This window comes from Williamsia sp. R60 (assembly GCF_054063855.1).
Window position 1 is genome coordinate 35514 of the sequence record NZ_JBSSGR010000003.1, and the last position, 26225, is coordinate 61738.

General features: G+C 66.5%; 21 protein-coding genes. 7 read left to right on the top strand and 14 right to left on the bottom strand.

Going from position 1 to position 26225, the window contains the following annotated elements:
• The first annotated feature begins 22 nt into the window (after positions 1-22).
• A complete protein-coding gene (locus ACVWY6_RS13480; protein ID WP_030175011.1) occupies positions 23-829 on the top strand; it encodes a class I SAM-dependent methyltransferase in 807 nt (268 codons plus the stop codon).
• Here ACVWY6_RS13480 and surE read toward each other — a convergent pair.
• The 9 genes from surE to ACVWY6_RS13525 form a co-directional block, all read right to left on the bottom strand.
• Positions 824-1591 (bottom strand): 5'/3'-nucleotidase SurE, encoded by a 768-nt coding sequence (surE, locus tag ACVWY6_RS13485; RefSeq protein ID WP_457538679.1) that lies wholly within the window; start codon positions 1589-1591, stop codon positions 824-826. The genes ACVWY6_RS13480 and surE overlap by 6 nt on opposite strands.
• Positions 1588-2532 carry a PfkB family carbohydrate kinase gene (locus tag ACVWY6_RS13490; RefSeq protein ID WP_457538680.1) on the bottom strand — a complete coding sequence of 315 codons (945 nt, stop codon included), beginning with the start codon at positions 2530-2532 and terminating at the stop codon, positions 1588-1590. The genes surE and ACVWY6_RS13490 overlap by 4 nt, the downstream gene beginning before the upstream one ends.
• Positions 2533-2637: 105 nt before the next feature.
• Entirely contained in the window at positions 2638-5160 is a 2523-nt protein-coding gene (locus ACVWY6_RS13495; RefSeq protein ID WP_457540135.1) for an ABC transporter permease, read from the bottom strand.
• Between the two features lie 14 nt (positions 5161-5174).
• A complete protein-coding gene (locus ACVWY6_RS13500) occupies positions 5175-5957 on the bottom strand; it encodes an ABC transporter ATP-binding protein (RefSeq protein ID WP_023960256.1) in 783 nt (260 codons plus the stop codon).
• Positions 5958-6159: 202 nt separating this feature from the next.
• On the bottom strand, positions 6160-7254 hold the full coding sequence (locus tag ACVWY6_RS13505; protein ID WP_457538682.1) for an esterase-like activity of phytase family protein: 1095 nt from the start codon (positions 7252-7254) through the stop codon (positions 6160-6162).
• A 57-nt stretch (positions 7255-7311) separates the two neighbouring features.
• On the bottom strand, positions 7312-9144 hold the full coding sequence (locus ACVWY6_RS13510) for a phosphoenolpyruvate carboxykinase (GTP) (RefSeq protein ID WP_457538684.1): 1833 nt from the start codon (positions 9142-9144) through the stop codon (positions 7312-7314).
• Between the two features lie 203 nt (positions 9145-9347).
• Positions 9348-9692, bottom strand: coding sequence for a DUF6802 family protein (locus ACVWY6_RS13515; RefSeq protein ID WP_457538686.1), 345 nt, complete (start codon positions 9690-9692; stop codon positions 9348-9350).
• 110 nt (positions 9693-9802) lie between these two features.
• A complete protein-coding gene (locus ACVWY6_RS13520) occupies positions 9803-11272 on the bottom strand; it encodes a hypothetical protein (protein WP_457538688.1) in 1470 nt (489 codons plus the stop codon).
• Positions 11269-12111: a hypothetical protein gene (locus tag ACVWY6_RS13525; RefSeq protein WP_457538689.1), complete on the bottom strand. Its 843-nt coding sequence runs from the start codon at positions 12109-12111 to the stop codon at positions 11269-11271. The genes ACVWY6_RS13520 and ACVWY6_RS13525 overlap by 4 nt, the downstream gene beginning before the upstream one ends.
• 123 nt (positions 12112-12234) lie before the next feature.
• On the opposite strand from ACVWY6_RS13525, the gene trmB reads away from it, so the two are divergent.
• From trmB to ACVWY6_RS13540, 3 genes are all read left to right on the top strand, one after another.
• Positions 12235-13035, top strand: a complete 801-nt coding sequence (gene trmB / locus ACVWY6_RS13530) for a tRNA (guanosine(46)-N7)-methyltransferase TrmB (protein WP_457538691.1) — start codon at positions 12235-12237, stop codon at positions 13033-13035.
• Positions 13032-13772: an NYN domain-containing protein gene (locus tag ACVWY6_RS13535; protein WP_030175043.1), complete on the top strand. Its 741-nt coding sequence runs from the start codon at positions 13032-13034 to the stop codon at positions 13770-13772. The genes trmB and ACVWY6_RS13535 overlap by 4 nt, the downstream gene beginning before the upstream one ends.
• A gap of 114 nt (positions 13773-13886) precedes the next feature.
• Positions 13887-17195 (top strand): MMPL family transporter, encoded by a 3309-nt coding sequence (locus ACVWY6_RS13540; protein WP_457538693.1) that lies wholly within the window; start codon positions 13887-13889, stop codon positions 17193-17195.
• Positions 17196-17273: 78 nt separating this feature from the next.
• On the opposite strand, the gene ACVWY6_RS13545 is transcribed toward ACVWY6_RS13540, so the two are convergent.
• On the bottom strand, positions 17274-19454 hold the full coding sequence (locus ACVWY6_RS13545) for a DUF2339 domain-containing protein (protein ID WP_457538695.1): 2181 nt from the start codon (positions 19452-19454) through the stop codon (positions 17274-17276).
• Positions 19455-19664: 210 nt separating this feature from the next.
• Between ACVWY6_RS13545 and ACVWY6_RS13550 the strand changes: the two genes are divergently transcribed.
• The gene (locus tag ACVWY6_RS13550) at positions 19665-20276 is read left to right on the top strand and encodes a dihydrofolate reductase family protein (protein WP_457538696.1); all 612 of its coding nucleotides are present in this window, start codon (positions 19665-19667) and stop codon (positions 20274-20276) included.
• A 25-nt stretch (positions 20277-20301) separates the two neighbouring features.
• On the opposite strand, the gene ACVWY6_RS13555 is transcribed toward ACVWY6_RS13550, so the two are convergent.
• The 3 genes from ACVWY6_RS13555 to ACVWY6_RS13565 are packed head-to-tail and all read right to left on the bottom strand — an operon-like array spanning position 20302 to position 23499.
• On the bottom strand, positions 20302-20961 hold the full coding sequence (locus ACVWY6_RS13555) for a response regulator (RefSeq protein WP_023955867.1): 660 nt from the start codon (positions 20959-20961) through the stop codon (positions 20302-20304).
• Positions 20954-22192, bottom strand: coding sequence for a MacS family sensor histidine kinase (gene macS, locus ACVWY6_RS13560; protein ID WP_457538698.1), 1239 nt, complete (start codon positions 22190-22192; stop codon positions 20954-20956). Before macS ends, ACVWY6_RS13555 begins: the two co-directional genes overlap by 8 nt.
• Positions 22193-22200: 8 nt before the next feature.
• Positions 22201-23499 carry an AI-2E family transporter gene (locus tag ACVWY6_RS13565; RefSeq protein WP_457538700.1) on the bottom strand — a complete coding sequence of 433 codons (1299 nt, stop codon included), beginning with the start codon at positions 23497-23499 and terminating at the stop codon, positions 22201-22203.
• Between the two features lie 115 nt (positions 23500-23614).
• On the opposite strand from ACVWY6_RS13565, the gene ACVWY6_RS13570 reads away from it, so the two are divergent.
• Both ACVWY6_RS13570 and ACVWY6_RS13575 read left to right on the top strand, forming a co-directional pair.
• Positions 23615-24772, top strand: a complete 1158-nt coding sequence (locus ACVWY6_RS13570; protein ID WP_457538701.1) for a lysylphosphatidylglycerol synthase transmembrane domain-containing protein — start codon at positions 23615-23617, stop codon at positions 24770-24772.
• Between the two features lie 30 nt (positions 24773-24802).
• Complete coding sequence (locus tag ACVWY6_RS13575) at positions 24803-25207, top strand: DUF3054 domain-containing protein (RefSeq protein WP_023955863.1); 405 nt, start codon at positions 24803-24805, stop codon at positions 25205-25207.
• Here the strand turns inward: ACVWY6_RS13575 and ACVWY6_RS13580 are convergent.
• Positions 25197-26099, bottom strand: coding sequence for an RNA polymerase sigma-70 factor (locus ACVWY6_RS13580; RefSeq protein ID WP_457538702.1), 903 nt, complete (start codon positions 26097-26099; stop codon positions 25197-25199). The two genes, ACVWY6_RS13575 and ACVWY6_RS13580, sit on opposite strands and share 11 nt — an antisense overlap.
• Between the last annotated feature and the right edge of the window lie 126 nt (positions 26100-26225).

Sequence of the window (26225 nt, forward strand, 5' to 3'; positions counted from 1 at the left end):
TCCGACCCGTATCGTTTCGCTGGTGAAAGACACCACCCGCCGTGCCCGTCAGCGCGCCACGGTGGTCCGTTCGGCCACCTTGCTGAACCACTTCCGGTACGAGCAGTCCGACCCCGACCGCTTCTACGGCGCCCTCGCCGATGACTCGGTGGAGTTGATCGAGGCGCTGCACCGCGGCGTCACGGGCCTCGACCCCGGCGGCCCGGCCGGCCTCGACGGCAAGGTTGTCCTCGATGTGGGAGGCGGTCCCGGCTACTTCGCCGAGGTGTTCCGGCGCCGCGGCGCCCACTATGTGTCGGTCGAACCTGACCCGGACGAGATGCATGCCGCCGGTCTCCCCCAGCAGGCCGGTGTCCGCGGGTCGGGGACTGCACTGCCGATCGCCGATGCCGTGGTGGACATCTGCTACTCGTCCAATGTCGCCGAACACGTCGCCGAGCCCTGGGCCATGGCCCGCGAGATGCTGCGGGTCACTCGCCCCGGCGGCCTCGTCCTGCTCAGCTACACCCTCTGGTACGGACCGTTCGGCGGCCACGAGATGGGTTTGACCCATTATTTCGGCGGTGCCCGGGCGGCCCGCTGGTACACCAATAAGCACGGCCACCGGCCCAAGAACCTCTACGGCACATCGTTGTTCAAGGTCACCGCAGCCGACGGGCTGCGGTGGGCACATTCGGTGCCGCCTAGCGAGGCGACGCTGGTGGCAGCCTTTCCCCGGTATCTCCCGGGGCGGCTGTGGTGGGTGATGAAGGTGCCGCTGATCCGGGAAGTACTGGGCACCAACTTGGTGCTACTGCTCCGTAAGGCCGACCCGACGAATCCGCTATAGGACAAGCCCGTCGAGGTCGGTGTCCGGGGCCTCGATCGGCGGGACCCGGAGAGCGGTCACCGTCGCCCACCCGTCCGCGATGAGGGCGGCATCCGAACCCGGCGGGCTGTCGTCCTGCTCCTGGGCACGGATCTCGTCGAAGGTCACCGCCACCGACTCCTCATCTCGTTCCCCGATCCGGGCCTGCACGGCCCCGAACGGTGCAAGCGATGCCCGCCGCAGCCCCTCCAGATCCGCTCTGGCCAGATCGGGGATGTTGACGTTGAGCACCGAACCGGGCTGGGCCTTGTCGACCACCCACGCTGCTGCGACACGCGCGACCTCGGCGACGCAGCCCCAATCGCGGGGCTCGGCGGCGTCCACCGACACCGCCAACGTCGCGGCGCCGTGGGCGGCAGCGGTGAACGCCGCGCCCACCGTCCCCGAGTGCAAGATCGCGTGTCCGGTGTTGGGTCCGTGATTGATTCCGGAGAACACCAGATCCGGAGGTGACCCAAAAGCTCCGTCGCACGCGACAAAAGCGATGAGGGCAGGCGACGCGTCCACGGCGTAAGCCGTCACGCCGGGCAACTCGGTCAGGTCGGTGGCTCGCATCCGCAACCGGCCGCCGTCTTCGATGGCACTGAGCGACGCGCTCGCGCCGCTGCGTTCCCGGTCGGGCGCAGCAACCACCACGTCGAGACCCAGGTCGGCCGCAACTCTCGCGAGCACGCGGATCCCGGCACGGTCGATACCGTCGTCGTTGGTGATCAGCACCTTCACGACGTGCCCTTTCCGGGTCGGTCCACCTTGCGGACCTCGGCTCGTTCGGCCAACTTCCGGACCACCTCGCCGTGGCCCGTCGCCAGCCCTCGCCGGGTCACCGTTGCCGCACCTGCCGCGACCGCCAGCCGCAGTCCCGACTCGAGGGACTCGCCCTGCGCGGTCGACACGGCCAGCGCAGCGGTCATCGAGTCGCCGGCACCCCGATGGTCGATCGATTGGGCGGGCGGCGCGATGGCCTCCCAGAACTGACCGTCCTCCCAGGCCAGCGTGGATTCTTCACCACGCGAGATCACGACCACCCTGGCGCCCTTTTCTCCGAATTTCTCCATCGCCGTGGCAAGATCCGCAGGCTTCTCCGACTTCGCGAACCCGTCCTCGACGAGGTCCTCGTGACTCACCTTGAGGATGTCGAGGCCACCTTCGAGCGCGCTCTGCAAGGTCGGGCCGGACAGGTCGGCCACCACCGGGATGCCGTTGGCCGTCAGATCTGCAGCCAGGCGTCCGTAGGTCTCATCCGGGATCACCCCGTCCTCATGGGGGCCGCCGAGTGCCGCGACGCCCGAGGTGAGCCCCTCGGCAAGGCAGTTGCTGAAGAGGTCGTCCACCTCGTGCCGGGTGAGCACTTGTGGACGCACACTCACCACCTCGAGGCGGTTGCCGCTGCGCCGATCGTGGACGTACGAGCCGTTCTCGCCGCCCATCGCCACGCCTCGCACCGCGACGCCCTCACCTTCGATCAGTGGGCGCAGTATCTTTCCGGCCTCGCCGCCGAACACCCCACACAACGTGGTGTTCAGGCCGAGCGTCTCCATCATCCGGGCGATCCAGAAACCCTGCCCTCCGGCGTGGACGTGCAGCTCCGCAGCGTCGCTGGCGTCGGCTTCGATTGTTACGGTCAGTAAAGGGGTCGGGGCGAAAACCAGACCATGTGAACTCATGATGTCCTCCTCGCGGCCCGCTTACCCGCTCGCGCCGGCCGGAAAACGGACAGAACCCCCGCACCGGGATCGGCGCGGGGGTTCTGTTGTCTGCAGTGTCGTGGACTAGTTGTCGATCGCGTCCAGCGGTTTGGTCTTCGCCGCCCGCGAGGCCGGCCACAGGGCCGCCAGCACTCCGACAACGGCCGCACCGACCAGCGTGATGACGATCAGACTCCACGGCAACACCGGAGCACCCAGACCCCAGTACTTCAGGGTGCGTACCAGCGCCCAGCCGAATGCCACGCCCAGCACCACACCGAGCAGCGCACCGAAGATCGCGATCAACAGCGACTCGACGTAGATCGTCCGCCGTAGTTGAGCACGGGCCATCCCGATCGCCCGCAACATCCCGATCTCACGTTTGCGTTCGATCACCGACAGGGCGAGCGTGTTGACGATGCCCAGGACTGCGATCACCAACGCCAGTCCGAGCATTCCGTAGAGGACGCTCAGCATCTGGTCGATCTGCGATGACTGCTCGCCCTTGAACTCGGCAGGCGTCCGGATCTTCACCGTCAGGTAGTCGGCGGTGACATCTTCGACCCGGTCGCTCACCTCGTCGACGTTGGCGCCCGGCACCGTCTTGATGGCGGCGAAGACCTCTTGCCGCAGCGGTGACGGGATCAGCTTCTCGTAGGCATCCGAGCCCATCGCCCACGGATCGATCAGCGGGTTGTCCTTGAAGATGCCGGTCACCCTCACCGGGACCACCGTGCCGTCGTAGTTCGTGAACTCGATCGTCTCGCCGACGTTCCAGCCCTTCTCCTTCGACGTGCGTTCGCCGACGATCATGCCGTCCGGTTCGATCGTTCGCGGCCCCTCGACCATCTCGTACGGGGTGACCGAGTACATGTCACCGTCGGGCGAGTACCCGAACACGCCCTGACCATCGACCTCGGCCTGGATACCCCCGAAGCCGACAACCGATTCGACTCCGTCGATCTCGGCGATGGCCTCCACCACCAGGGGCGAGAACCCGCTGCCCTGATCGCCGGACACCAGCAGATTCGCCGTCAGTCCGGTGTCGATCGCATCGTCGATCGTGCCCTTGAACGTCGAACCGAGAGTGCCGATCACCGCCACCAGCATCAAACCGAGTGTCAACGCGAAAGCTGTTGCGGCAGTACGCCTCGGATTGCGGACAGCGTTGGTACGCGCTAGCTGACCGATCTTGCCGAAAGGCCGTGCCAGCACTGCACCGAGCACGGTGACCGCCGGACGTGACAACGCAGGCGCGGCGAACACCACCGCGAAGATCATCACCAGCGCACCGAGTCCGACGATGCTCGCAGCTCCGGACCCCTCACCGGAGGCACCGATCGCCAGCAGCGCCAGTGCGATGACCGCCAGCACGATGCCTGCGATGGTGCGCACCTTGAGTGACGCCTGACCATCGGTGAGGCTCTCCCGCATCGCCTCCACGGGCGACACCTTCGATGCCCGTCTGGCCGGCGCATACGCACTGACCATGGTGACGAGGATGCCCACCAACAGACAGGCGATCACCGCCGACGGACCGATCTGGAGCGACGTCGTCGGCAGACCGGTCGAGGACGTCACGGCCTTGAGGACTGCTGCGATACCGATGCCGGCAGCCAAGCCGACCAGCGCGCCGATGAGCCCCACGACAAACGCCTCGAGGAGCACCGAACGGGTGACCTGTTTGCGGCTGGCCCCGATTGCCCTGAGCAGGGCCAACTCTCGCACCCGCTGGGCAACGATCATCGAGAAGGTGTTGTAGATGATGAACGTGCCGACGATGAGTCCGATCGCGGCGAACGCCAGCAGGATGTAGTTGAAGACGTCGAGGAACTGGTTGATCGAGTCCTTCTCGTCCTGACGCACCTGGTCGCCGGTGCGCAGCTTGTAGTCGTCGCCGATCAGGCCTGCGACACGTTCTTTCAACTGCTCGGGGCTGACACCCGGCACCGCCTGCAGGTCGATCGCCTGCGAATGCGAGCCGTCGGTGAACAGGTCTTTGGCAGTCTCCTCCTGGAACTGGATGCTGGTGAATCCGCTGGTGGCGCCCGGCACGTCGAGGATGCCGACCACCGTCACCTCCATCGGCGCCCCGCTGCCACGGCCCACCGCCACCTTGGTGGTCGAGCCGAGCTTCAGGTCGGCCTCGTCGGCGGACGAATCATTGAGGGCGATCTCGTTGGGGGCAGTCGGAGCACGGCCGTCGATGAGATTGCTCTCGGTGTCGGACAGCCGTTGGTCCGGCGACTGGAAGGCGCTGCCCACACTGGGCGCGCCACCCGTCTGCAACGCCTTGCCGTCGGCCTTGGCGATGGTGGCCGGACCGCTGTACTGCGGCAACACCTTTGCCACTCCGAGCTCGGCCTTGTTGTCCTCGATCTGGGTGAGGACCGAATCGGGCACACCCGACGAATTGGAGTCCTCCGGTGAGATCTGGGTGTCCACGCCGAGTGCGACCTTGTCGAAGATCCCGTCGAAGGCGCTGGACACGGTCGCGGTGAAGATCATCGAACCGGCGACGAAAGCGGTGCCCAACACGACCGACAGAACAGTCAGGACAAGGCGAAGCTTATGCGCGCCAAGGTTTCTCAGTGAGACCTTACGCATCGCATTCGATGCCATCACAGTTCCTTGGGAGCGCGCGAGAAGCCTCCGGTCGACGGGGTCTCGTCGAGGTTCTTCATGTACTCGAAGATCTCGTCGGCATCGGGATTGCGGAGCTCCTGCACTATCTGGCCGTCGGCGAGGAAGACCACCCGGTCGGCATAGCTCGCCGCACGGGGGTCGTGGGTGACGATCACAACGGTCTGGCCGAACTCGTCGACCGCGGCGCGAAGAATGCTGAGCACCTCGCCCGACGACCTGGAGTCGAGGTTGCCGGTGGGCTCGTCACCGAAGATGATCTCGGGTTGCCCGACCAGCGCTCGCGCACACGCCACGCGCTGCTGCTGACCGCCGGACAGCTCGCTGGGGCGATGGCCCAGACGGTCGGCGATACCGAGGCGCCCGATCACGGTGTCGAACCATTGCTGATCGGGTTTGCGGCCGGCAATGTCGAGCGGCAGCGTGATGTTCTCCCGGGCCGTCAGGGTCGGCACCAGGTTGAAGGATTGGAACACGAAGCCGATCCGGTCCCGGCGCAGGAGCGTCATCTGCTTGTCGGAGAGATCGGTCAGATTGGTGTCGCCGATGCTCACCGTTCCGCTGGTCGCGGTGTCGAGTCCGGCGAGGCAGTGCATCAACGTGGACTTGCCGGACCCGGACGGGCCCATGATGGCCGTGAACTCACCTCGGACGAACTCCGCGGTGACACCCGCCAATGCATGCACTTGGGTGTCTCCGGATCCGTAGATCTTCTTCAGATCGCTCGCGCGGGCCGCAACTGCGGTGGGTGGGGCGGTCATGTCTGGCCTTTCTCATTCTCGGTCAGTTGATGCACGATGCCTGGCTACCGGCAGTACAAATACTGACTGCCATGCCATCGCCGAATCATCGGGGACCACCCTGATCTTTCCCCCTACATCCCGCCGACGAATCGGCCGTGAGGATGATTTGGCCCCCTCGCAGTAGTACCGCAGAGTGAGGTCGCGGTCCAGCGAATACAGGTCAGTCAGGGAATTGCACGGCCATGACGTGCAGCTTGTTGGGTACGGCAGGCGAGTTGAAGCCGTTGTCGGACACGGCGAGAAGAGCGCGCCGATTGTTCGAGAGTCTCGGCCCCCACGCCAGACCTTCGACGTCGCCCGGCCTCAAGTTCGTCAAACTGCTCAGGTTGTAGACCAAGTGCTTCGGCATCGCCTTCTCGTTCCCTGCCAGGGCTGCTTTACCCGTGACCCGGTCGGCGCCGTTGGTGGTCGTCCAGAAGATCTTGATGTCGTAGGAGTTGCGAGCGGGATCGTAACCGCGTTCGAGCACCAGGAAGTCGGTCTTGTTGACGGCCAACACCTCCGAGACACCCTTGAACGCCCGGCCCGACGAACCCGGGGTAAGCGGGTCGGTGCGATAGACGAACTCGCCGCTCACACTTCCGTTGCCACGTAGTTGCAGAAGCCGCGAGCTGGTGCCTGCGGCCAGGGTGGGCCGTGGGCCATCCTGGGCGAGTGAGTTCTCGGTGATGGTGCTGATGAGGCCGCCCTCGCTCACCGCCAGGGATTCCAGACCCAGGTGCCCCCGCAGCCCACTGCCCTTCTTGGGGACATACGCAGCGGGGAGCGCGAAGTCCCGCTGATGGAGCCCTGGGGCCGAGACCATCCGGATGAACGGCTCGGGCCCATCACTGGCGACGATCAACGAGTTGCCGTAGTGCCTGATGGTCTCGAACTCGTAGCCGGAGCCGGGCAGCATCGGGATGTTGTTCGGCCCCAGCACCACACCACCGCCGACCAACGCGGGGGCGCCGACCGACATGCCGTCGCGGCCCAGTGGAACGCTGACGTCGTAGTAGCGGGTGGGACCGTTGGCGCCGGTGTCGTCGGTGATCACCGAGTAGTTGCCACGACCGTCACCGTCGATGCCGGAGATGCCGCCGAAGCGGGCGGGCGCCGGAAGCCAGTCGAACGGCAGGTTTGTCGTCGACAGGAACTTCGCGGACACCACAGGTGCTGCCGCCGCATTCACTGGTGCAATCAGACCCGCTGCCAGCGTGGCCGCGACAACTCCTGTGGCCGTTGCCAATACACCGCGCAGCTTCGCTCGCCTCATGGGCGGGATGTTACCGGTGCCGCCCCACCTGCGCGCGTTCAGAAGTGACTTGAAGGATCAAGAATCGGCGCCGAGCCGATGCTTGAGCGCCTCGAACTCGTCCCGGATGCCCGACGGCAGCTTCTCGCCGACGAAGTCGAACCATTCCTCGATGGACGGGATCTCGCCGCGCCACTCCTCGGGGTTCACCGCGAGCGCTTCGGCGACGTCGGCCTCGGAGACGTCCAAGCCGTCGAGGTCCAGCGCTTCGGGCGTCGCCACGATGCCGATGGGGGTCTCCACACCGCTGGTCTTGCCCTCGATGCGTTCGACGATCCACTTCAGCACGCGGCTGTTCTCACCGAATCCTGGCCACAGGAAGCGCTTGTCGTCGCCGCGACGGAACCAGTTGACGTAGAACACCTTCGGCAACTTGGACTCGTCGGCGTTCTTGCCGAGGTCGATCCAGTGGTTGAGGTAATCGCCGACGTTGTAGCCGAGGAACGGCAGCATCGCCATGGGATCGCGGCGGATGGCGCCGACGGTGCCCTCCGCTGCTGCGGTCTGCTCCGAGCCGACGGTGGCGCCCATGAACACGCCGTGCTGCCAGCTACGGGCCTCGGTCACCAGCGGGATGGTGGTCTTGCGCCGGCCGCCGAACAGGATCGCCGAGATCGGCACACCCTGCGGGTCATCCCACTCGGGTGCCATGATCGGGCACTGGCTCATCGGGGTGCAGTACCGCGAGTTCGGGTGCGCAGCCTGCGTATCCGAGTCCGGGGTCCAGTCGTTCCCGCGCCAGTCGATGAGGTGCTGGGGGTCGCCTTCGAGGCCCTCCCACCAGACGTCCTTGTCGTCGGTGAGCGCAACGTTGGTGTAGATGGTGTTGCCCGCCTCCATGGTCTTCATGGCGTTGGGGTTGGAGCTGTAGTTGGTACCGGGCGCGACACCGAAGAAGCCGAACTCCGGGTTGACCGCGTACAGGCGGCCGTCTTCGCCGAACCGCATCCAGGCGATGTCGTCACCGAGGGTCTCGGCACGCCACCCGGGGATGGTGGGCTGGATCATCGCGAGGTTGGTCTTGCCACAGGCGCTCGGGAACGCGGCGGCGATGTAGTACGCCTTGTCCTCCGGGCTGATCAGCTTGAGGATCAGCATGTGCTCTGCGAGCCAGCCCTCGTCGTGGGCCATGGCCGACGCGATGCGCAGCGAGTAGCACTTCTTGCCCAGGAGCGCGTTACCGCCGTAACCCGAACCGTACGACCAGATCTCGCGGTCTTCCGGGAAGTGGGTGATGTACTTGGTCTCGTTGCACGGCCACGGCACGTCTTCCTGGCCGGCCTCGAGTGGGGCACCCAGTGAGTGCAGCGCCTTGACGAAGAAGCGGTCCTCGCCCAGCGCCGCGACGACGTCGGGGCCGACCCGGGTCATCACACGCATGGAGAGCACGACGTATTCGGAATCGGTGATCTCGACACCGAGCTTGGGGTCGTCGGAGCCGAGCGGTCCCATGCAGAACGGGATGACGTACATGGTGCGGCCGCGCATGCTGCCTCGGTAGAGCTCGGTCATCGTCGCGCGCATCTCGGTCGGATCGACCCAGTTGTTCGTGGGGCCGGCGTCGATCTCGTTCTTCGAGCAGATGTAGGTGCGTGATTCCACGCGTGCGACGTCGGCGGGGTCGGAGTTGGCCAGGAACGAGTTGGGCTTCTTCTTCTCGTCCAGCTTGGTCATGGTCCCGGCGGCGACGAGCTGGGTGGTGAGGCGATCCCACTCGTCGTCGGAGCCGTCAGACCAGACAACCCGCTCCGGTTCGGTGAGTTCTGCGACTTCTCGCACCCAGGCCAACAGTTCGGCGTGCGACGTCGGCGCGCTGTCGGGATCCAAACCGGGAATGGTTGCTGAAGTCATGTGTCATCTCTCCTACCGGTGACCGACGGGCACAGGAACCGCATGGGTTCATCGTCTGCGCCGGTCAGCCCCTCCGTGGCGGCCTTTTATTCAGATTACTTCGGGCGTACCCGCTGGCATCAATCGGGGCGTGTATCAGGGCACATCTCACCGTGTGAGTGACGAACATTGTAGTCGGCCCAACAACGCGCTGACCAGCCGAGCTATCGGAGTCGACCGGCGTCGGTGGCTGTCCATTCCCCGGTCGCCGGGTCCAGCCGATGCGAGCTGTAGCCGCCATCGCCACGCACCTCTGTGATCAGATCCACCTGACCGTCACGATCACTATCGGTGTACACGGTCAATCCAGCTGGTCCTGGCCTCGTGAGCGAATCCGCGACCCCGTCGGCGTCGGTGTCGATGTCGGCGGGCCCCAGATCCCAGACCCTGTCGTTCTCGACGATCCAGAGATTGTCGTAGACGCCGTCGATGGGCGGCGCCGAGACCGGATGGACGAACACCGGCTCATTCTGGTCGTCGCCGCATCCGGCAAGGAAGTCGTTGTCCATACCGTGCACCCACCCGCCCGTCGAAGAAGAAGTGTCCCGGTGGGTTGGACGCAGAACACGTCGGCACGGTTCCCGCCCACCGAGGGTCGAGTGCGAGAGGTCAGGTCAGATCAGTGTCCGATCGCCTCGAGGAGGGGGTCGAGCCGGTCCCGCACCTCGGCCGCAGCCGCAAGTTTCGCGAGGTCGCCGTCGCGACGACCGACCGCCGCCTGCCGCACCCGCCTGATCTCGCGGTCCATTTCGGCGATCCGGGCGGCAGCCCCTTGCGACCGCCTTTCGTAGTGGCGGGTGAGTCTGCCGCCGATGACCGACTCGGCACTGGAGACCTGCCGCACTATCTCCCGCTCGATCTGTGACCGCAGATCACCGACCGCGTCGTGCGCCCATGTCGTCATCGCCGCCCGCCGGGTCGACAGTCGGCGTATCCGGACCATCCCCACCGCGATCCCTACGCCGAGGACAAGCGTCAGCGGCATCGAGATCCACTGCAATGTGTCGACCGCCGCCATCGGGGTGACCACCAGACGGCCGAGACCCAGACCTGCCGAGGCCCCGAACACCACGAGCAACGCCTCCTCGGCGCCCCGGCGCGGCACCGGCAGGGCGGGAACTGCCACCGTCTCGTAGGAACGGGCCGGCGCCGTGGGGGCCGCCTGCTCCAGCCCGAGCATCGTGCGCGCCTGCAGGCCGTCGAGCTCGTCGTCGAGCCGGTGGAGGATGCCGGTGCGGACCTCTGTCGGCTCGCCCTCGAGCCACTGCACAAACGACGTTTCGCCGGAACGGTTGAGTCGCGCCGCAGCTGCTGTCGCCCCCGCGTCGATGGCTCGCGTCGTCGAATTGAGTGCGCCGGTCACGTCACCACGGATCTGCCCGGCACCGGCGCGCAATGCAGCCAACCGGTCCATCCGACCGCGGTCACGGGTTCCCGCGAGCACTGCCCGCTCGTCCAACAACGCGGCGGCGGGGTCCGAGCCATGGTCGACAGTGGCCAGGTCCTCGACAAACGCTTCGAGAGTGCGATCAGCGGCCACGGTCGCCAATCGTTCGCGGCGATCAGTGGGGTGGAGTTGCTCGTGCAGCCAGCCCGTCAGCGCCTCGAATCCTGAGCCGGTGTGATGACCGGCCAGCGCGGCCGCGGCCGACACGGCAAAGATCGGCAGTCGTCCGTGCGGGTCGAGTAGCTGTCGATTGGCCTTGAGCAACGTGGGCCAATCCCAGAAGGCATCGATCTTGTTGCAGACAAGCGCGACGATCGGCGCGGTGGCGGTCAGGGCTCGCAGCAGCTCGACCTCTGGTTCCCCCACCCCTGATGAGGGATCCACGATCAGCAGGGCAATGGCCGCGCCGCCGCCTCTTCCGTGGACATCACCGTCCGGCCGATCCACCTGATCCGGCCCAGGCCACTCGGAGGCCTTGATGCCTGCAGCATCCAACGCCGCGGCGATCGAGGTGACCCCGACGCGACCGAGCCCTGCCACCATCACCACGTCGGAATCGACCTGGCCGATAGACGAACCGGTCAGCTCCGAGACACCGGCCACCACGGCCCGCATCTCCCGCAGGTCAGCGGTCGTCGTCATGTCAGCGCTCCCGACAGCATGGATCCGGACAAGACGTGCTCGATCTCGTCCCGCAGGATTCCCTGGGCCGCGATGATCTCGAGCTCATCGACCACCCGTCCGACGCGTCTGTGCTCGGCAAGGGACGCAAACTCCGTCAACGGGTCGGCCAGTGCGTCGAGTCCACTGCGCTGGTGGAGCCGGGCGGCGAGTTCCTCTACGGTCAGAGGCCCGCCGCTCAGCAGGGCCAGCGCACTGGCGATGCCGTACGCATCGAGCCTGCGCAGCAACGACAGCCGTTGCAGGCGCTGGTGCGGCCCGCCCGCGTCGAGGAACTCGGCCTGCATCGGCGGCACCTGTTCACCTGCCGTGGCCATGGCGGCCATGAAGTCGATGTCGTCCATCCGCAGATCCGGTACCGCCAGCAACGGCATCACCGGCACCACCGCCCGACCGAGCGATGCTGCGCATTGCGCTGCGCGATCACGAGCGGACGGCCATGACCCCAGCGAGTCCGCTTTCCCCAGAACCACCAGGCTTCGACGTGGATCGAGGTCGGCGATCGCGGCGACGTCGTCCGGCCGGGGCCAGCCCGAGAGCACGTGGAGCCATGCGTCCGCATCGGACGCGTCGTCGCCCGGTCCGATCGGGCTGACGTCGTAGGACTGCCTCAGCGCACGGGCCACGGTGTCGCGGCCGGTGCCGAATCGGCCCACCACGGCCACCCTCAGCGGCCCCTGCAGATCGTCGACCGCGCGGCGCAACGCGACGGCCCCCGGCAGGTGGTCGCACAGAGCGTGCAGCCGGCCCATCAACTCGCCGATCCGAGAGTCGGCCGGCCCATCATCGTGCCGATACATGTGATTCCTCCCCCGAAGAGCCTTGCCACCTGGTCAGACGCACGATTGCAGTGCCCGGTTCCGCCTCGCCGCAACACGGCTTGATCGCGGTTTGGTAAACCCCTGCTGTCACATCGGTGAGTAATGCGGGACTATGGCCGGGTGACTAGCCCAAACCCGAAGGCCCAACGCAGTGTGTTGCCGGCGCCGGACGAGCGGTCGGCTCCGGATGACAAGGCCGAGATCGACGCGGCCCGCCGTGAACGCGCGCGTCTCTACCCTCGGGTGACCAGCTTCCGGTCGCGCCGCGGCAGTCTCACGCCCGCTCAGCAGGACAACTGGGAGCGGCTGTGGCCTTCGGTGGGTCGAGAGGTCAGCGAGAACGACCGGATCGATGCCGAGGCCTGGTTCGGACGTAACGCGCCCCTGATCCTCGAGATCGGCTGCGGAACAGGGACCTCTACCGCCGCGATGGCGGCCGAGGAGCCCGACATCGACGTGATCGCCGTCGACGTCTACCGGCCAGGGATCGCACAACTCCTCGGGATGATCGGCCGGGAGAACCTCGCCAACATCCGGGTCATTCGAGGTGACGCCGTGATCGTGCTGGGGCACATGATCGCGCCCGCCTCGCTGACCGGAGTCCGGGTGTTCTTCCCCGATCCGTGGCCCAAAGCTCGCCATCACAAGCGGCGTCTGCTGCAGCCGAGCACCATCGAGCTGATCGCCGAGGTGCTGCGGGACAACGGTGCGCTGCACATCGCCACCGACCATGCCGACTACGCCCACTCGATCGCGGAGGTGCTCGGCAGTCAGTCCCTGCTGATGCCGGCCGAGACCGCCGTGCCGTTCTCCACGGCCCGGCCGGTCACGAAGTTCGAGGGACGCGCCGAACGCGAAGGCCGCCCGGTCACTGAGTTCGTTCTCACAAGGGTCCCCCGATGAGTCCTGCATCCTATTCGGACGAGCCCGTCAGCACACCCGACAACTCGGTCGCCCACACCATCTCGGGGGCGAGCCAGGAAGCCCGGGTGCTGCTGATCTGGGACGCACCGAACCTCGACATGGGTCTCGGGTCGATCCTCGGCGGCAGGCCCACCGCAGCTCACCGGCCCAGGTTCGACGCTCTGGGACGCTGGCTGCTGGGTCGCACAGCGGACATCTCCGCGGCCACCACACCGTCGGTCGACGGCACCGCAGGCGCCCGCAGGAGCTTCGCCGCGGTCCCCGAGGCGACCGTCTTCACCAACATCGCCCCTGGTACGGCCGAAGTCGTGCGCCCCTGGGTCGAGGCGTTGCGTAATGTTGGTTTCGCTGTTTTCGCCAAGCCCAAAGTGGACGAAGACAGCGACGTGGATTCGGACATGCTCGACCACATCGAGATGCGCAGGCACACTGTGGGGCTGGCGGGTCTGATCGTCGCCTCGGCGGACGGGCAGGCCTTCCGCGAGCTTCTCGAGGACGTCGCCGCCGATGGGGTCCCGGTGCAGGTGCTCGGATTCCGCGAGCACGCAGCGTGGGCACTGACGTCGGAGAGTTTGGAGTTTGTAGATCTAGAAGACATTCCAGGTGTGTTCCGGGAGCCCCTGCCCCGGATCAGTCTGGACTCGTTGCCCGAAGAAGGCGCGTGGCTGGCTCCGTTCCGGCCGTTGTCGGCACTGCTGTCCGGCCGCCCCACCTGAGAGCGATGAGCGAGCTGTGACATCGACGCACGATTGGCGACGTCACGGACGTCCCCCGCGCGACCACTCTCAACCAGCGAGTGACGAACTAGCGAGTACGGAAAGGAACCTGCGGTGTTTGGTGCCATAGGCAACTTCGTGTACCGGCTGCGCTTTGTGGTCATCGCGGTCATGGTTGCCCTGATGGCCGGGCTCGGCCTCTACGGGCTCGACCTCAACAAGCATCTGAGCCAGTCCGGATGGTTCGACCCGGGCTCCCCCTCGGTCGAGGGCTCGCAGCTGCGTGACGAGGTACTCGGCCGGGACCACAAGTCGGACGTCATCATGCTGGTGACGCCGCCGGCGGGCACCAAGGTCGACGACCCGGCGTTCGCCACCAAGGTCGAGCGAATCGTCGAAGACCTGATCGCACAGCACGGTGACGTCGTGGACCGCACCGACCCCGGCATCGTGGACCCGTTCAAACCGGCCGCGAACGACTTCGACAAGGCCACCCAGGCGCAGGTGCAGGCACGGCTCTTCGACGCCTCCCGCGAACACGGGTTCGTCAGTATCGGTGTCCGAGGTGACGACGACACCACCATCTTGAACAACTACAAGAAGATCGAGCCCTTCTTCGACGACCTTCCCGAGAAGTACGACCTACCCGGCACGACCATCGAGATGGCCGGGCTGCAGCCCGTGGCCGGCGCGATGTCGGCGGGGATGGACGAAGACATCAAGCGCGCCGAGATCATCGCGCTGCCGCTGGTCGCCGTCATGTTGTTCTTCATCTTCGGCGGTGTCATCGCTGCCTGTCTGCCCGTGGTGATCGGTGGCCTGACCATCGCAGGCTCGCTGGGCATCATGAAGCTGCTCACCCACGTCACCGAACTCAACATCTTCGCCCAATCGGTGGTGACACTCATCGGGCTGGGTATCGCCATCGACTACGGATTGTTCATCGTCAGCCGGTTCCGCGAGGAGCTGGCCGAGGGATACACCACCAAGGACGCGGTGCGCCGGACCGTGATGACGGCCGGTCAGACCGTGGTGTTCTCGGCGACCATCATCGTCGCCGCGCTTGCGTGCCTGCTGCTGTTCCCGCAGGGCTTCCTCAAATCGGTTGCCTACGGCGCGATCGCGTCGGTCAGTCTCGCGGCCATCTGCTCGATCACCGTGCTTGCGGCGATCCTGGCCATCCTCGGCCCACGCATCGACATGTGGGGCTTCTCGTTCCTGCGCCGTACCAAGACCAAGAAAGAGGTCGAGGACAGTTTCTGGGGCCGCCTTGCCGGCTGGGTGATGCGCCACCCACTCAAGACCGCGATCCCGGTCGTTCTCTTGCTCCTCGCGTTGGTCATCCCGTTCGCGGGCATCCAGTTCGGTGGCATCACCGAGAAGTACCTGCCGCCGAACAACGACAACCGCATCGCGCAGCAGAACTTCGACAAGTTCTTCCCGACCGAGCGCACCGAAGAGATCAAGCTCGTCATCGAGTACAACCCGGAGAGCAGCGACGACGCGGCCAAGCTGCAGACCATCGCCGACGAGGCCAACAAGATCCCCGGTTTCACCAAGGAGTTCACCCTCGACGGCGCGCAGGCCGAGGGCAACGTCGTCGAGTTGGCTGCCGGTCTCATCGACCAGAACACCGCAGGTGAGGCGGTCAAGGAACTGCGTGACATCGACACGCAGGGCCTCAACATGTACGTCGCGGGAACCCCTGCCCTGACGCAGGATTCGATCAACGCGCTCCTCGACGACCTACCGCTGATGGTCGCGCTGCTGATCCTGGTGACGAGCCTGCTGATGTTCCTGGCGTTCGGCTCGGTGGTGTTGCCCATCAAGGCGGCACTCGTCTCGGCGCTGGGACTCGGATCGACCCTGGGCATCTTGACCTGGATCTTCATCGACGGTCACGGGTCGTCGATCGCCAACTTCACGCCGGGCCCGCTGATGTCTGCGGTCCTGGTCCTGATCATCGCCATCATCTACGGCCTGTCCACCGACTACGAGGTGTTCCTGCTCTCCCGGATGGTTGAAGAACGGCAGAAGGGCGCGAGCACCACCGACGCGATCCGGCGCGGCACCGCGCACACTGGCCGGATCATCACCGCGGCCGCGGCCATCCTGGTGGTGGTCACCGGCGCGTTCGGGCTGTCCGAGATCGTGATGATGAAGTACATCGCGTACGGCATGATCGCCGCACTGATCCTCGACGCCACCATCATCCGCATGCTGCTGGTGCCGGCAATCATGAAGCTGCTCGGCGACGACTGCTGGTGGGCCCCGCAGTGGATGAAGGTGATCCAGGAGAAGATCGGTCTGGGCGAGACCATCCTCGACGACGAGAACGACCCGGGTCGTGCGGCGCGAGCTGTCCGCGGGGCCCGCAGCGCCGGCACCGTGGTCGCCGAGGCACCCACGTCGGCGATGCGGATGCAACCTGCGACGGACGGTCGTCGACCGGTTCCCGCTGGTGCCCCCGCAGCGCGCCCCTCCGGTCCGATCGGACGGCCCCCGGCTCCGAGGCCTTCCGGCCCCATGTCCCGTCCGGCGCCGGATCGGGCTGTGCCACAGCAGGATTCCGAACCGCAGCCACGCGCCACACCGGTTCCCGCGATGGGTGGCGTCCGCAAGCCGTCGTCGTGGACCGACAGCACGTCGGATGCCGGTCCCCGCCCGGCTGACACCAATGGACGCATCGGGCAGGTCCGCAGGCCCGACCCGATCCGGCCAGGGCAGCCCCAACAGGCCGGTCGACCCAGCGAACCTCCGGTGAGCGGCGTCGTCCGCCGGGCACCGAGCAGGCCCGCCCCTGATTCGGATCCGGTGGCGCCGCGCACACCCAATCGTGAGAACGCCCGCCGCAACCGTCCGGACACCGGCGGTTGGAGTCTCGGCGCCGGCGGGATCCGCCTGGGTGACCCCGTTCCTGCGAACGGCACGCCCGGGCCGTCCGAGAACGGCTCTGACCAGCATCACCAACCCGGCCGACCACCGCGTCCGCAGCCGATCCGTTCCGACCGCATCGGACCGCAGCAAGACCCTCGCCCGACCGAACCGCGGCCCAGTGGTCCACCGGTGTCGAGTCCGCGCGGCGTGCCCGCGGGCCGGCAAGATCGCGCTGGCCGATCCGACGGCGACCCGAGCAGCCCACTGCGCCGACGGCCCGACCTTGGCCCGGCAACCCCGGCTGGTCAGCCGTTGATCGCCTCGCTCAACCCCGAGCAGGCGCAACGTACGCAGAACCCCGCGCCGACACCTGCACCGCCGTCGCCGCGGCCGACGGCACCGGAACCGGCGCCGGATGAGGACGACTCGTCTAGCGGGCGCAGACGCGTCCGCGGTGCCGGCGACGGCCAGATCAGCGTGCGAGATCTGTTGCGCCGCCGCACCGATGGCCCCGGTTCCCAGTCCGGCTCCGAGTCAGACAACTGACCTGCCCATACGAAAGGGTGACCGCCACCAGTTCGGTGACGGTCACCCTTTTGTGCGCGTTGCTGCGCCGGCTTCTGATCAGTGCCGGGCTGGCGCGGGTTCGCTGTTGGGTCGACCGGGTTCACCGGCACCCTGCCCCAGCGCCCGGGCATAGCCGGCACCCACTGCGAGCAGGATCAATCCGACCACGATGAACACCGTCACCCGGAAGATCCCGTCCAGGGTCGCCAGATCGAACAAGAACAGCTTCGCCACGGCGGCGGCGGTCAAGCCGAGCCCCGCGCCGACGGCCATGTTCCGGCTGAGTCCACCGAAACTCCTGTGTCCCCGGGCAATCGAGATCGAGACGATCAACAAGGTGGCCGCGACCACCATCCAGCAGATCGTCGCGGCGACGTGGCCACCGAGGAATCCGCCGTCGGGTCCACCGAGCGCGACGCCTGCTGTGACGGTCAGCGCAGTGAGCGCATACAGGGAGATGAGCGCCGACACGATGCCGAAGGCCTGAACGTTGTCCGCAGAAGGGCGGGCACTGCTCGACCGGTACCACGCCCAGAAGTTTGTCCACACGGCGGCGATCAGGAGCACGCTGCCCACGATCACCGAGATGGCCTGTCCCCCATCGATTGTCGGCGCCTCGACCACATCGTCCGGCGAGCAGATCACGAGGAAGGCCATACCGCCGATCAACCCGATCACCACAGCGATCAAGCGCGCCACGTGGTCTCGTCGTGCACCGACGGCAACCACCATCGACATCGCCAGCAGTACGGGGGCAACCACCGGGCCCTCGAACGCGACCACGACGGCGATGACCGCTGCGGCAGCCGACGTGCTTGCGTAGATGTGCCGCGACACCGCCGGCAACGAACGGTCGAGCGCCGCCAGGGCCAGCAGCGCCAACGAGGCCCCGGCGATGAGACCGGCGGAAACGGGCCTGCTCAAGGCAATCGGAGACAGCAGTACGGGGATCACCGTGACGCAGCCCAGCAGAGCACACAGATGGGGAAGGGCCGTGGTGCGCAACAACACTGCTGACGACGCCACACCGAACACTGCGTTCACAGCGATCGCCACGGCGGTGAGGGCGAGATGACTTTCGTCGCCCCATGCGATCGTGCAGATCCACAGAGTGAGAACCGAAGTGCTCGCGACAACCCGTACCGCGTGCAGCAGCGGCCAGTCGTTGCCGAGCTGGATGGGGAAAGCACCGATCGACATGGCGAGCATGAAACCGATGAGCAGAAGTGATGGTCCCTCGGTGAGCACCGGGGCAAGGATGAACACCGGGACGAGCACCAGCAGTCCCAGATGTTGCGAATCCCAGCGCCGGGCCAGCAGCAGCCCACCGAATGTGACCGCGGCCGCCAGCAACAGTCCCCCGTAGTCCGGGAGCCAGTCGTAGAAGCGGGTCACCGCCACCACGTCGAGGTAAGCCGCCGCGATACCCGTTGCCGACAGCGCGATGGCACCGACACGGCCACCGGGCCGGGCAGACATCTTCATCGCGATGACCACCAGAGCGACGGCGAGACCGGCACCGGCGCCCACCCGGATCTCCGGGCGCAGGATTCCCGCCTGAGCGGCGAGCACCAGCATCATCACCACGCCGATCAACGTGACGGCAACACCGGCAACGGCAAGGATTTTCCCGATCAGTCCACCGCCCGGGTCAGCGGTCATGCGTTGCCAGAGCGACGCCGTCGGCGGTGGCGGCGGGCCGGCCGGGCTCTGCAGAGCGCTTCGATAGTGCGCCGCCGTCGCAGCCGCGAGGTTCTGGCTCCCGGGATGCTGGGGTGCCGGACCCTGGGGCGCCGGGCGAGTTGCTCCGGGATTCTGGAACTGCGCGGTCGGCTGCACCAGGGTTGTCGGGGGTTGCGGCATCATCCACGACGGATACTGCGTCGGAACCTGCTGCGGCGGAGCCTGCTGTGCTCGGCCGGGTACGTACGAGCCGGCCGGCATGCCCGGCCGTGGGTACTGGGGTGGTCGAGGCGCCTGGGCGCCAAGGGGTGGTTGCGGGTGGGGTGTTGGCTGGGTTTGCGACTGCACCGCAGCCTCAGGTGCAGCTGCCTCACGTGCAGCAGCCTCTGGTGCTGCGGCCTCTGCGGCTGGACGGTGAGTGGGCTCGGCCTGTGACGAACGGGCCAGAACGGTGCCCAGCTCGAGTAATTCGCTTGATACCCGGGCGAATTGACTCGACAACGAGTTGAAGTCAGCGGAGAGCCGGCTGATGACGGCCTGATTCGGTTCGGTCATGTATCGATGGTCGCGAACGCCCCGCCGCGGCGGATGAGTAACTCTACTCATTACTCATAGGGACTTACCACGAGCCGGCGACCCACCCCGGCCAGAAGTGGCGGCCCGAGAAGGCACAGGCCCGGAAGGTGTCGCGGTACCTTGCCGATGAGTTCTGTCGCCCATACGAGTCTGACTTCACGTCAGCCCCTCAACCAAGAAGGAACACTCATGCCGCGCACCAACCTCTCCATGTCCATGTCGGCGGACGGCTATGTCGCAGGCCCGGATCAGAGCGAAGAGCATCCGTTGGGTGTCGGCGGTCAGCTGCTGCACGGCTGGCACATCGGGCCCGCCAGTGACCATCCCGTGAACATGCAGATCGTGTCCGAGATGATGGACGGGATGGGCGCCACCATCATGGGACGCAACATGTTCGGGCCGGTTCGGGGCGACTGGGGCAATTCGGACTGGACCGGATGGTGGGGCGATGAGCCGCCCTACCACTGCCCGGTCTTCGTCCTCACCCACCATGCCCATGAGCCGATCGCTCTGGAGGGCACGACGTTCCACTTTGTCACCGACGGCATCGAGTCCGCGTACGCGCAGGCCGTGGCAGTCGCCGATGGACGCCCCATCAGCATCGCGGGCGGTGCTTCGTGCGCCCGGCAGGCGATTCAGGCGGGCCTCGTCGATGAGATCGACCTACAGGTGAGCCCCGTCATCTTGGGTTCGGGTGAGCGACTGTTCGACGGTTTCGACGCCGGGACCCCACAGCTCGAACTCGAGCGGGTCCTGGAGGCTCCCGGAGTGGCCCACCTGCGCTACCGCGTCAAACGGTGACAGCTCGGACACATCAACACGGAGGTCAGCCGGGTTCTGTGTCCAGACCGTTCTCGATGGCGTAGCGCGTCAGCTCGACCCGGTTGCCCAACTGCAGTTTGCGTAGCGTCGCCTGCACATGGTTTTCCACCGTGCGGTGGCTGAGCGACAGTTTCGACGCAATCTGCTTGGCACTGAGACCCTTCGCGACGTATCGGAGCACCTCTGTCTCACGGTCGGTGAGAGCAGGTGCGTCAACGCCGCGGTCTGGGTCTCGCGCTATTCGCCGGTACTCGCCCAGGACCAGGCCGGCCAGCCCAGGGGTGAAGACTGCCTGGCCCGCGGCTGTCGCCCGCACCGCCGACAACAGTTCTTCTTTCGACGCACTCTTGACCAGATATCCGCTGGCTCCGGCCTTGACCGCTTCGAGGACGTCGTCGCGTTCATCGGACGCCGACAGCACCAGGACCCGCGTGGCGGGTGACGCCTCGAGGAGACGCACCGTCGCCTGAGCGCCGTTGCCATCGGGCAGCTGCATGTCCATCAGCACCACATCCGGGCGAACGGCCTCCCCGCGCCGGGCAGCCGAATCCACGCTGTCCGCGGTGGCGACCACCTCGAATCCCGCGTCGGAGAGGTCACGCGCCACCCCGTCCCGCCACATCGGGTGGTCGTCCACCACCATCACCCGCAACACATCAGGCATGAGCAGAACCCCTCCGTTGATCGTCTGCGGACCGGCTCGCGTTCCCGCCTGCCATCCGTTTGGACACCTCGAGTTCCCATTCGGTTCCCTCCCCCGGTGCGGTGTCGAGCCGGGCCGTGCCCCCGAGCGCCTCGATCCGCGCCACGATCGACTCCGACACACCCATCCGACCCTCCGCGACAGCCTGCGACAGCCTGCCCTCGGCAATGCCTCGCCCGTCGTCGCGGATACTCACCACCACCTGTTCACCGAGATCTTCGATGAGCACGTAGGCGCGCACACCGGGGCCTGCGTGCAGGCGAACATTGTCGAGGGCGTTGACCACGGCGGCTTCCAACTCCACGGCGAGCCGGTGATCCACCGGTACCGGCTCACCCGGCTCGCTGATGGTGACCAGGTCACTCGCGTGGGGCCGGAGCAGCATACGTAGATCGATCTCCGCAGGCTCACCGGGAACCAAGGCCGGTTCGATGTCCGCGATCAGGCGCCGCAGCGACCGCTCCTGCTGGCCGGCGAGCTCAGCCAATTGAGCTGTCTCGCCGCCGATCTCGGCCCCGCGCCGACTGATCAGCGCGAGCACCTGGAGTACGCCGTCGTGTACCTGGCGGCTCAGCCTGGCGCGCTCGTCGGCGGCGGCTGCCACGCGCATGGCCTGTTCGATCCGGACGTGATTGCGGCGGGCGGTCACCGATGCCAGACCCACCCCCACTCCCACGGCCAGCAAGACGACCACGGTCGCGTCCCGCCCGACGTTGAGGTCGTAGCCCCCTTTGGCCACCGCGCTGGCGATTCGCACGGCCAGCCCGAAAGCTGCACCGATCAACGGGCCGCCGAGGATGGCCGCGGACACCACCGCGTTGGTCGCCCACAGCGTGGTCGGAAACGACTGGTTCGACGCCGCCCAATCGGCAGAGGCGATGAACCTGGTGGCGACGATCAGCGCACACACCACCACCAACTCGATCCCCACCCAGAGCCATCGGCGGCCGGTGCCCTTGAGATAGAGGATGGTGCTCACACCGGTCCAGAAGGTCAGGATCGCGAAGAGGAACCAGCTCCAGGCAACGCGCTCGTAGTCCCCGAACACGGCGAGCTGGAACCCCAAGGCGTAGATGTAGCTCAGGAGGCGAAAGACCTGCGCCGCCCGCCACATCGGCCCCACCGGGTCGGCGTCGTCGGTGGTGGCGTCACGCCGGGTGAGGGACCCGAGCCGCCCAGGACGGTACGACATCACCGAACTCAGCTCGAATCGGCGGTATTGCCCGCTGTCCCACCGATTTCGGGCTCGCCGCGAGCACTGGGCGTGCCGGGCACCGCCGACTCGTCGACCACATCGCCGCGAACACCGGGCGCATTCTTCTGGTCCCACAGTGGGCCATCGGGCTCGGCCTCGTACATACGCTCGGCATCGCCGTGTTTTCGCAAGGCGGCCTCCCGCGCCGCAGCAACACCATGCGCCTCTGCCGTCCGCTCCTGCAACGTCCGTACCGCCGTGTTGAGGAAGGCGATGATCGGCACGGCCAGGAGCCCGCCGATGATCCCCGCCGTCACCAGGCCGGCCGCGATACCGAGCACCACGGCGACGGGGTGCAGGCGAACCGACCGCCCGAGCAGGAATGGTTGCAGCACATGACTTTCCACCTGCATGACCGCGACGACGATCGCGAGCGAGATCGCAGCGGCGACCCAGCCCTGGGTGACCAGCGCGACCAGCACCGCCAGGCTGCCGGTCACCAGCGCGCCGACGATGGGAATGAACGCACCGATGAAGACCAACGAGGCCAGCGGTAATGCCAAGGGGACCTGCAGGATAGCCAGACCGACGCCGATCCCGATCGCGTCGACCGCCGCCACCACCACGGTCGCCCGCACATAACCGACCAGTGAGCCGAACCCGCGTTGCCCTGCCTCCCAGACCTTTTCCCGTGATGCCTGCGGGATGGCGAGGGTGAGAAACCGCCAGATCTGACCGCCGCCGTAGAGGAAGAAGATGATCAGGAACAGCATCAACAGTGCGCCGGTGACGATCTCGCTCACCGTGGTGGCGGTGGCCAGCGCGCCGGAGGTGACCTTGTCTTCGTTGTCCTGCAGCACCTTGATCGCGTCGTCGCCGAGGTGGTCGATCTGATCCTGGCTCAGGTTCAGTGGCCCGTCCACGAGCCAACCCCGGCTGTCGTCAATCGTTTTGGTGACCTCGTCGGTCAGTTGGGGTACACCGTCGATGAACTGCTGCACGACAAAGGTCAGAATCCCGGCGATGGCACCGATCCCGACGATGAGAGTTCCCACCACTGCCAGGGACCGTGGTATCCCCCGCCGGTTGAGCCAGTCCACCACCGGAACAAGCAGCGCGGTACCCAGGATCGCGAGCCCGATCGGGACGAAGACCTCTTCGAAAGACTGGATCACCCGCATCAAGGCGTAGACGGCGGCACCGATGACCAGCAGGCGCCATGCCCATTCCGCGGCAGCCCGCACGACCGGATGTACCTGAAGTCGATCGACTACACCGCTGTCCTGGGTCTTTCCATCGCTCACCCGGGCAACACTAGACCCGAAACACCGTCTACGCGGGCAACTGAAGTCGTCGCCAGTACACCGTCTGGCCGACCATTTCCGAACCGTGGCACACCCGCCCGATAAGGTGCTGGACATGACGGCGACGCGCGGGGCCCGCCGCCGGTTCTGGTGGGTGCGTTGGGTGGTTCTCGCCCTCGTCCTGGTGGTACTGGCCGTTGAGGCCTACCTGGTGTGGCCGAAACTGAAGGAAACCTGGGTCCACATCGATGACATCGAGTGGGAGTGGGTGGTGCTCTGCATCCTCGCCTCCATGTTGTCGATGGACAGCTTCGCGCAGGTCCAACGTGCACTCCTGCGGTCGGCAGGCCTCAAGATCAAGCAGTGGCAATCGCTTTCAGTGATCCTTGCCGCCAACTCGCTGAGTCAGACCATGCCCGGGGGCCAGGTGATGGCGCCGGCTTTCACCTACCGGCAGACCCGCAAGTGGGGAGCCACGCCTGTTGTGGCCTCCTGGCAGGTTGTGATGTCGGGACTGCTCATGGGTGTCGGACTGGCGGTTCTCGGATTGGGCGGCGCGCTGCTGGCCGGCGCCAAGACCAGCCCGTTCTCCATCATCTTCTCGATCAGCGGTTTCATCGCGTTCGCTCTCGTGGCCCAGTACATCGCGCGGCACCCGGAGTCGATCGAGGGGATCGGCGTCACGATCCTGCGGTGGATCAATCATCTGCGCGACAAAGCGGCCGACCACGGGGTGGTCCGTTGGCGCGAGATTCTCGTGCAGCTACGCGCGGTGCAGCTCAAACCCAAGGACACCTCGATCGCCTTCGGCTGGTCGTTGTTCAACTGGGTGGCCGACGTCGCATGTCTGGCCTTCGCCTGTTACGCGGTCGGCGGCCAACCGAGCATCGCCGGCCTGATGGTCGCCTACGCGGCGAGCAAGGCGGTCGGCACCGCCATCCCCCTCCTCCCGGGTGGGCTCGGGGTGGTGGACGGCGTGCTGGTTCCGGCGCTGACCTCCGCCGGCATGGGTGCCGCGGAGTCGGTGACCGCGGTGCTGGTCTACCGCATGATCAGCTATCTGCTGGTCGCCCTGATCGGCTGGGTGGTGATCTTCGTTATGTTCCGGGGCACCTATCGCGCTGAAGACAACGTCGATCTGATGGAGAAAGAGGTCGACGCCCAGCTCCAGGACAGCACGTCAACGGACCGCAACCTGGGCACTTCTGACCCCGACCCGCCTGTCGTCCATCCGTCCGACGACAAGCCCGATTCCCCCGATTCGGTTCGCTGAGCCGCTCGGCAAAACGCTACGGTGGCCTCTATGCGCCGATTGTTCACCGCCTCAGCAGACTTCTTCGCGGTGCTGGTCTTCGCTTTCATCGGTCGGATGAACCATGCCGAAGGCCTGTCGCTTCACGGACTGTTCAGCACCACATGGCCCTTTGCCCTGGGCGCAGCGATCGGATGGTCGCTCGCCTACCTGTATGCGCACATGCGCGCCGATCACGGCTTCGACTACCCGTTCCACCCCGAGCGTGTGTTCCCGGACGGGGTGCTGGTGTGGGTCGGCGCCGTGGCCATCGGCATGATCCTGCGCCAGCAGTTCCATCAGGGTGTGGCGCTCAGCTTCATCATCGTGGCAACCATCGTGCTCGGTGTCTTCCTGCTCGGCTGGCGCGCGGCCCGCGTGGTGCTCTCCCGACGTCGTCAGACGGTCACCACCTGACGGCCTCGTCGGGGGATATCGACGACGACAACGCAGCGACCGCGTGCAGCTTGGCGGGGTTCCTGACGAACAGCAGTGTGTTGATCCCGTCGGCCCCGATGTCGAACGACAACACGGTGTCGGGCCGGCCATCCCGAATGGTGAGCACAGCCGGTGACCCGTTGACCTCCACCAACGTCGAATAGGCGCCGGCGGCGAACTTCTCGAGTGTCCCGAGGACGAACCTCGCCACCTTGGCGCGACCGATGATGGGTACCCGCGCGGCACTGACCACACCGCCTCCGTCGCTGACCGCCGTCACCTGCGCGGTGAGCACCGACTCGAGTGCGGCCAGATCCCCCGACTGCGCGGCGGCGAGGAATGCGCCCAGGATCTGCGCCTGCTGGTCCGGGTCCGCCGGAGCCGCCCTCTCGACGGCGATGTGGTCGCGGGCACGGCGCACGAGTTGTCGGGCATTGGCCTCGCTGGTGTCCAGCAGCTCGGCGATGTCGCGGTACGGGTAGTCGAAGGCCTCACGCAGGATGTACGCCGCGCGCTCCTTGGGAGCCAGACGTTCGAGTAACCGCACCACGGCCATCTCGAGCGCCTCTGCTCGTTCGGCGCCCAGTGCCGGATCGTCGGTGGTCGATATGGGTTCAGGCAACCACGGTCCGACGTAGGTCTCCCGGGTCGCCCTCGCGGACGTCAGCGCGTTGATGGCCAGTCGGGTCGCTGTGGTCGCCAGGAATGCCCCCGGATCGCGAACGGCCGATCTATCGGTTCGAGACCACCGCAACCATGTGTCTTGCACCACATCATCGGCGTCCGATGCCGTACCCATCATCCGGTAGGCGATCCCGAACAAACGAGGTCTGACCTGCTCGAACTCGGCCAGTCCCGCTTCCTGCGCCATATGACGTCACCCTTTCGTGCCAGGCCGTTCCTCCGCTGGTGAACGTTCGAGGCCCTTCTGCCCGCATGAGCTTGTCACATTCGCGGGTGGCTGCCGGTCTTTGACTGCGAGAGGATCACCACGACG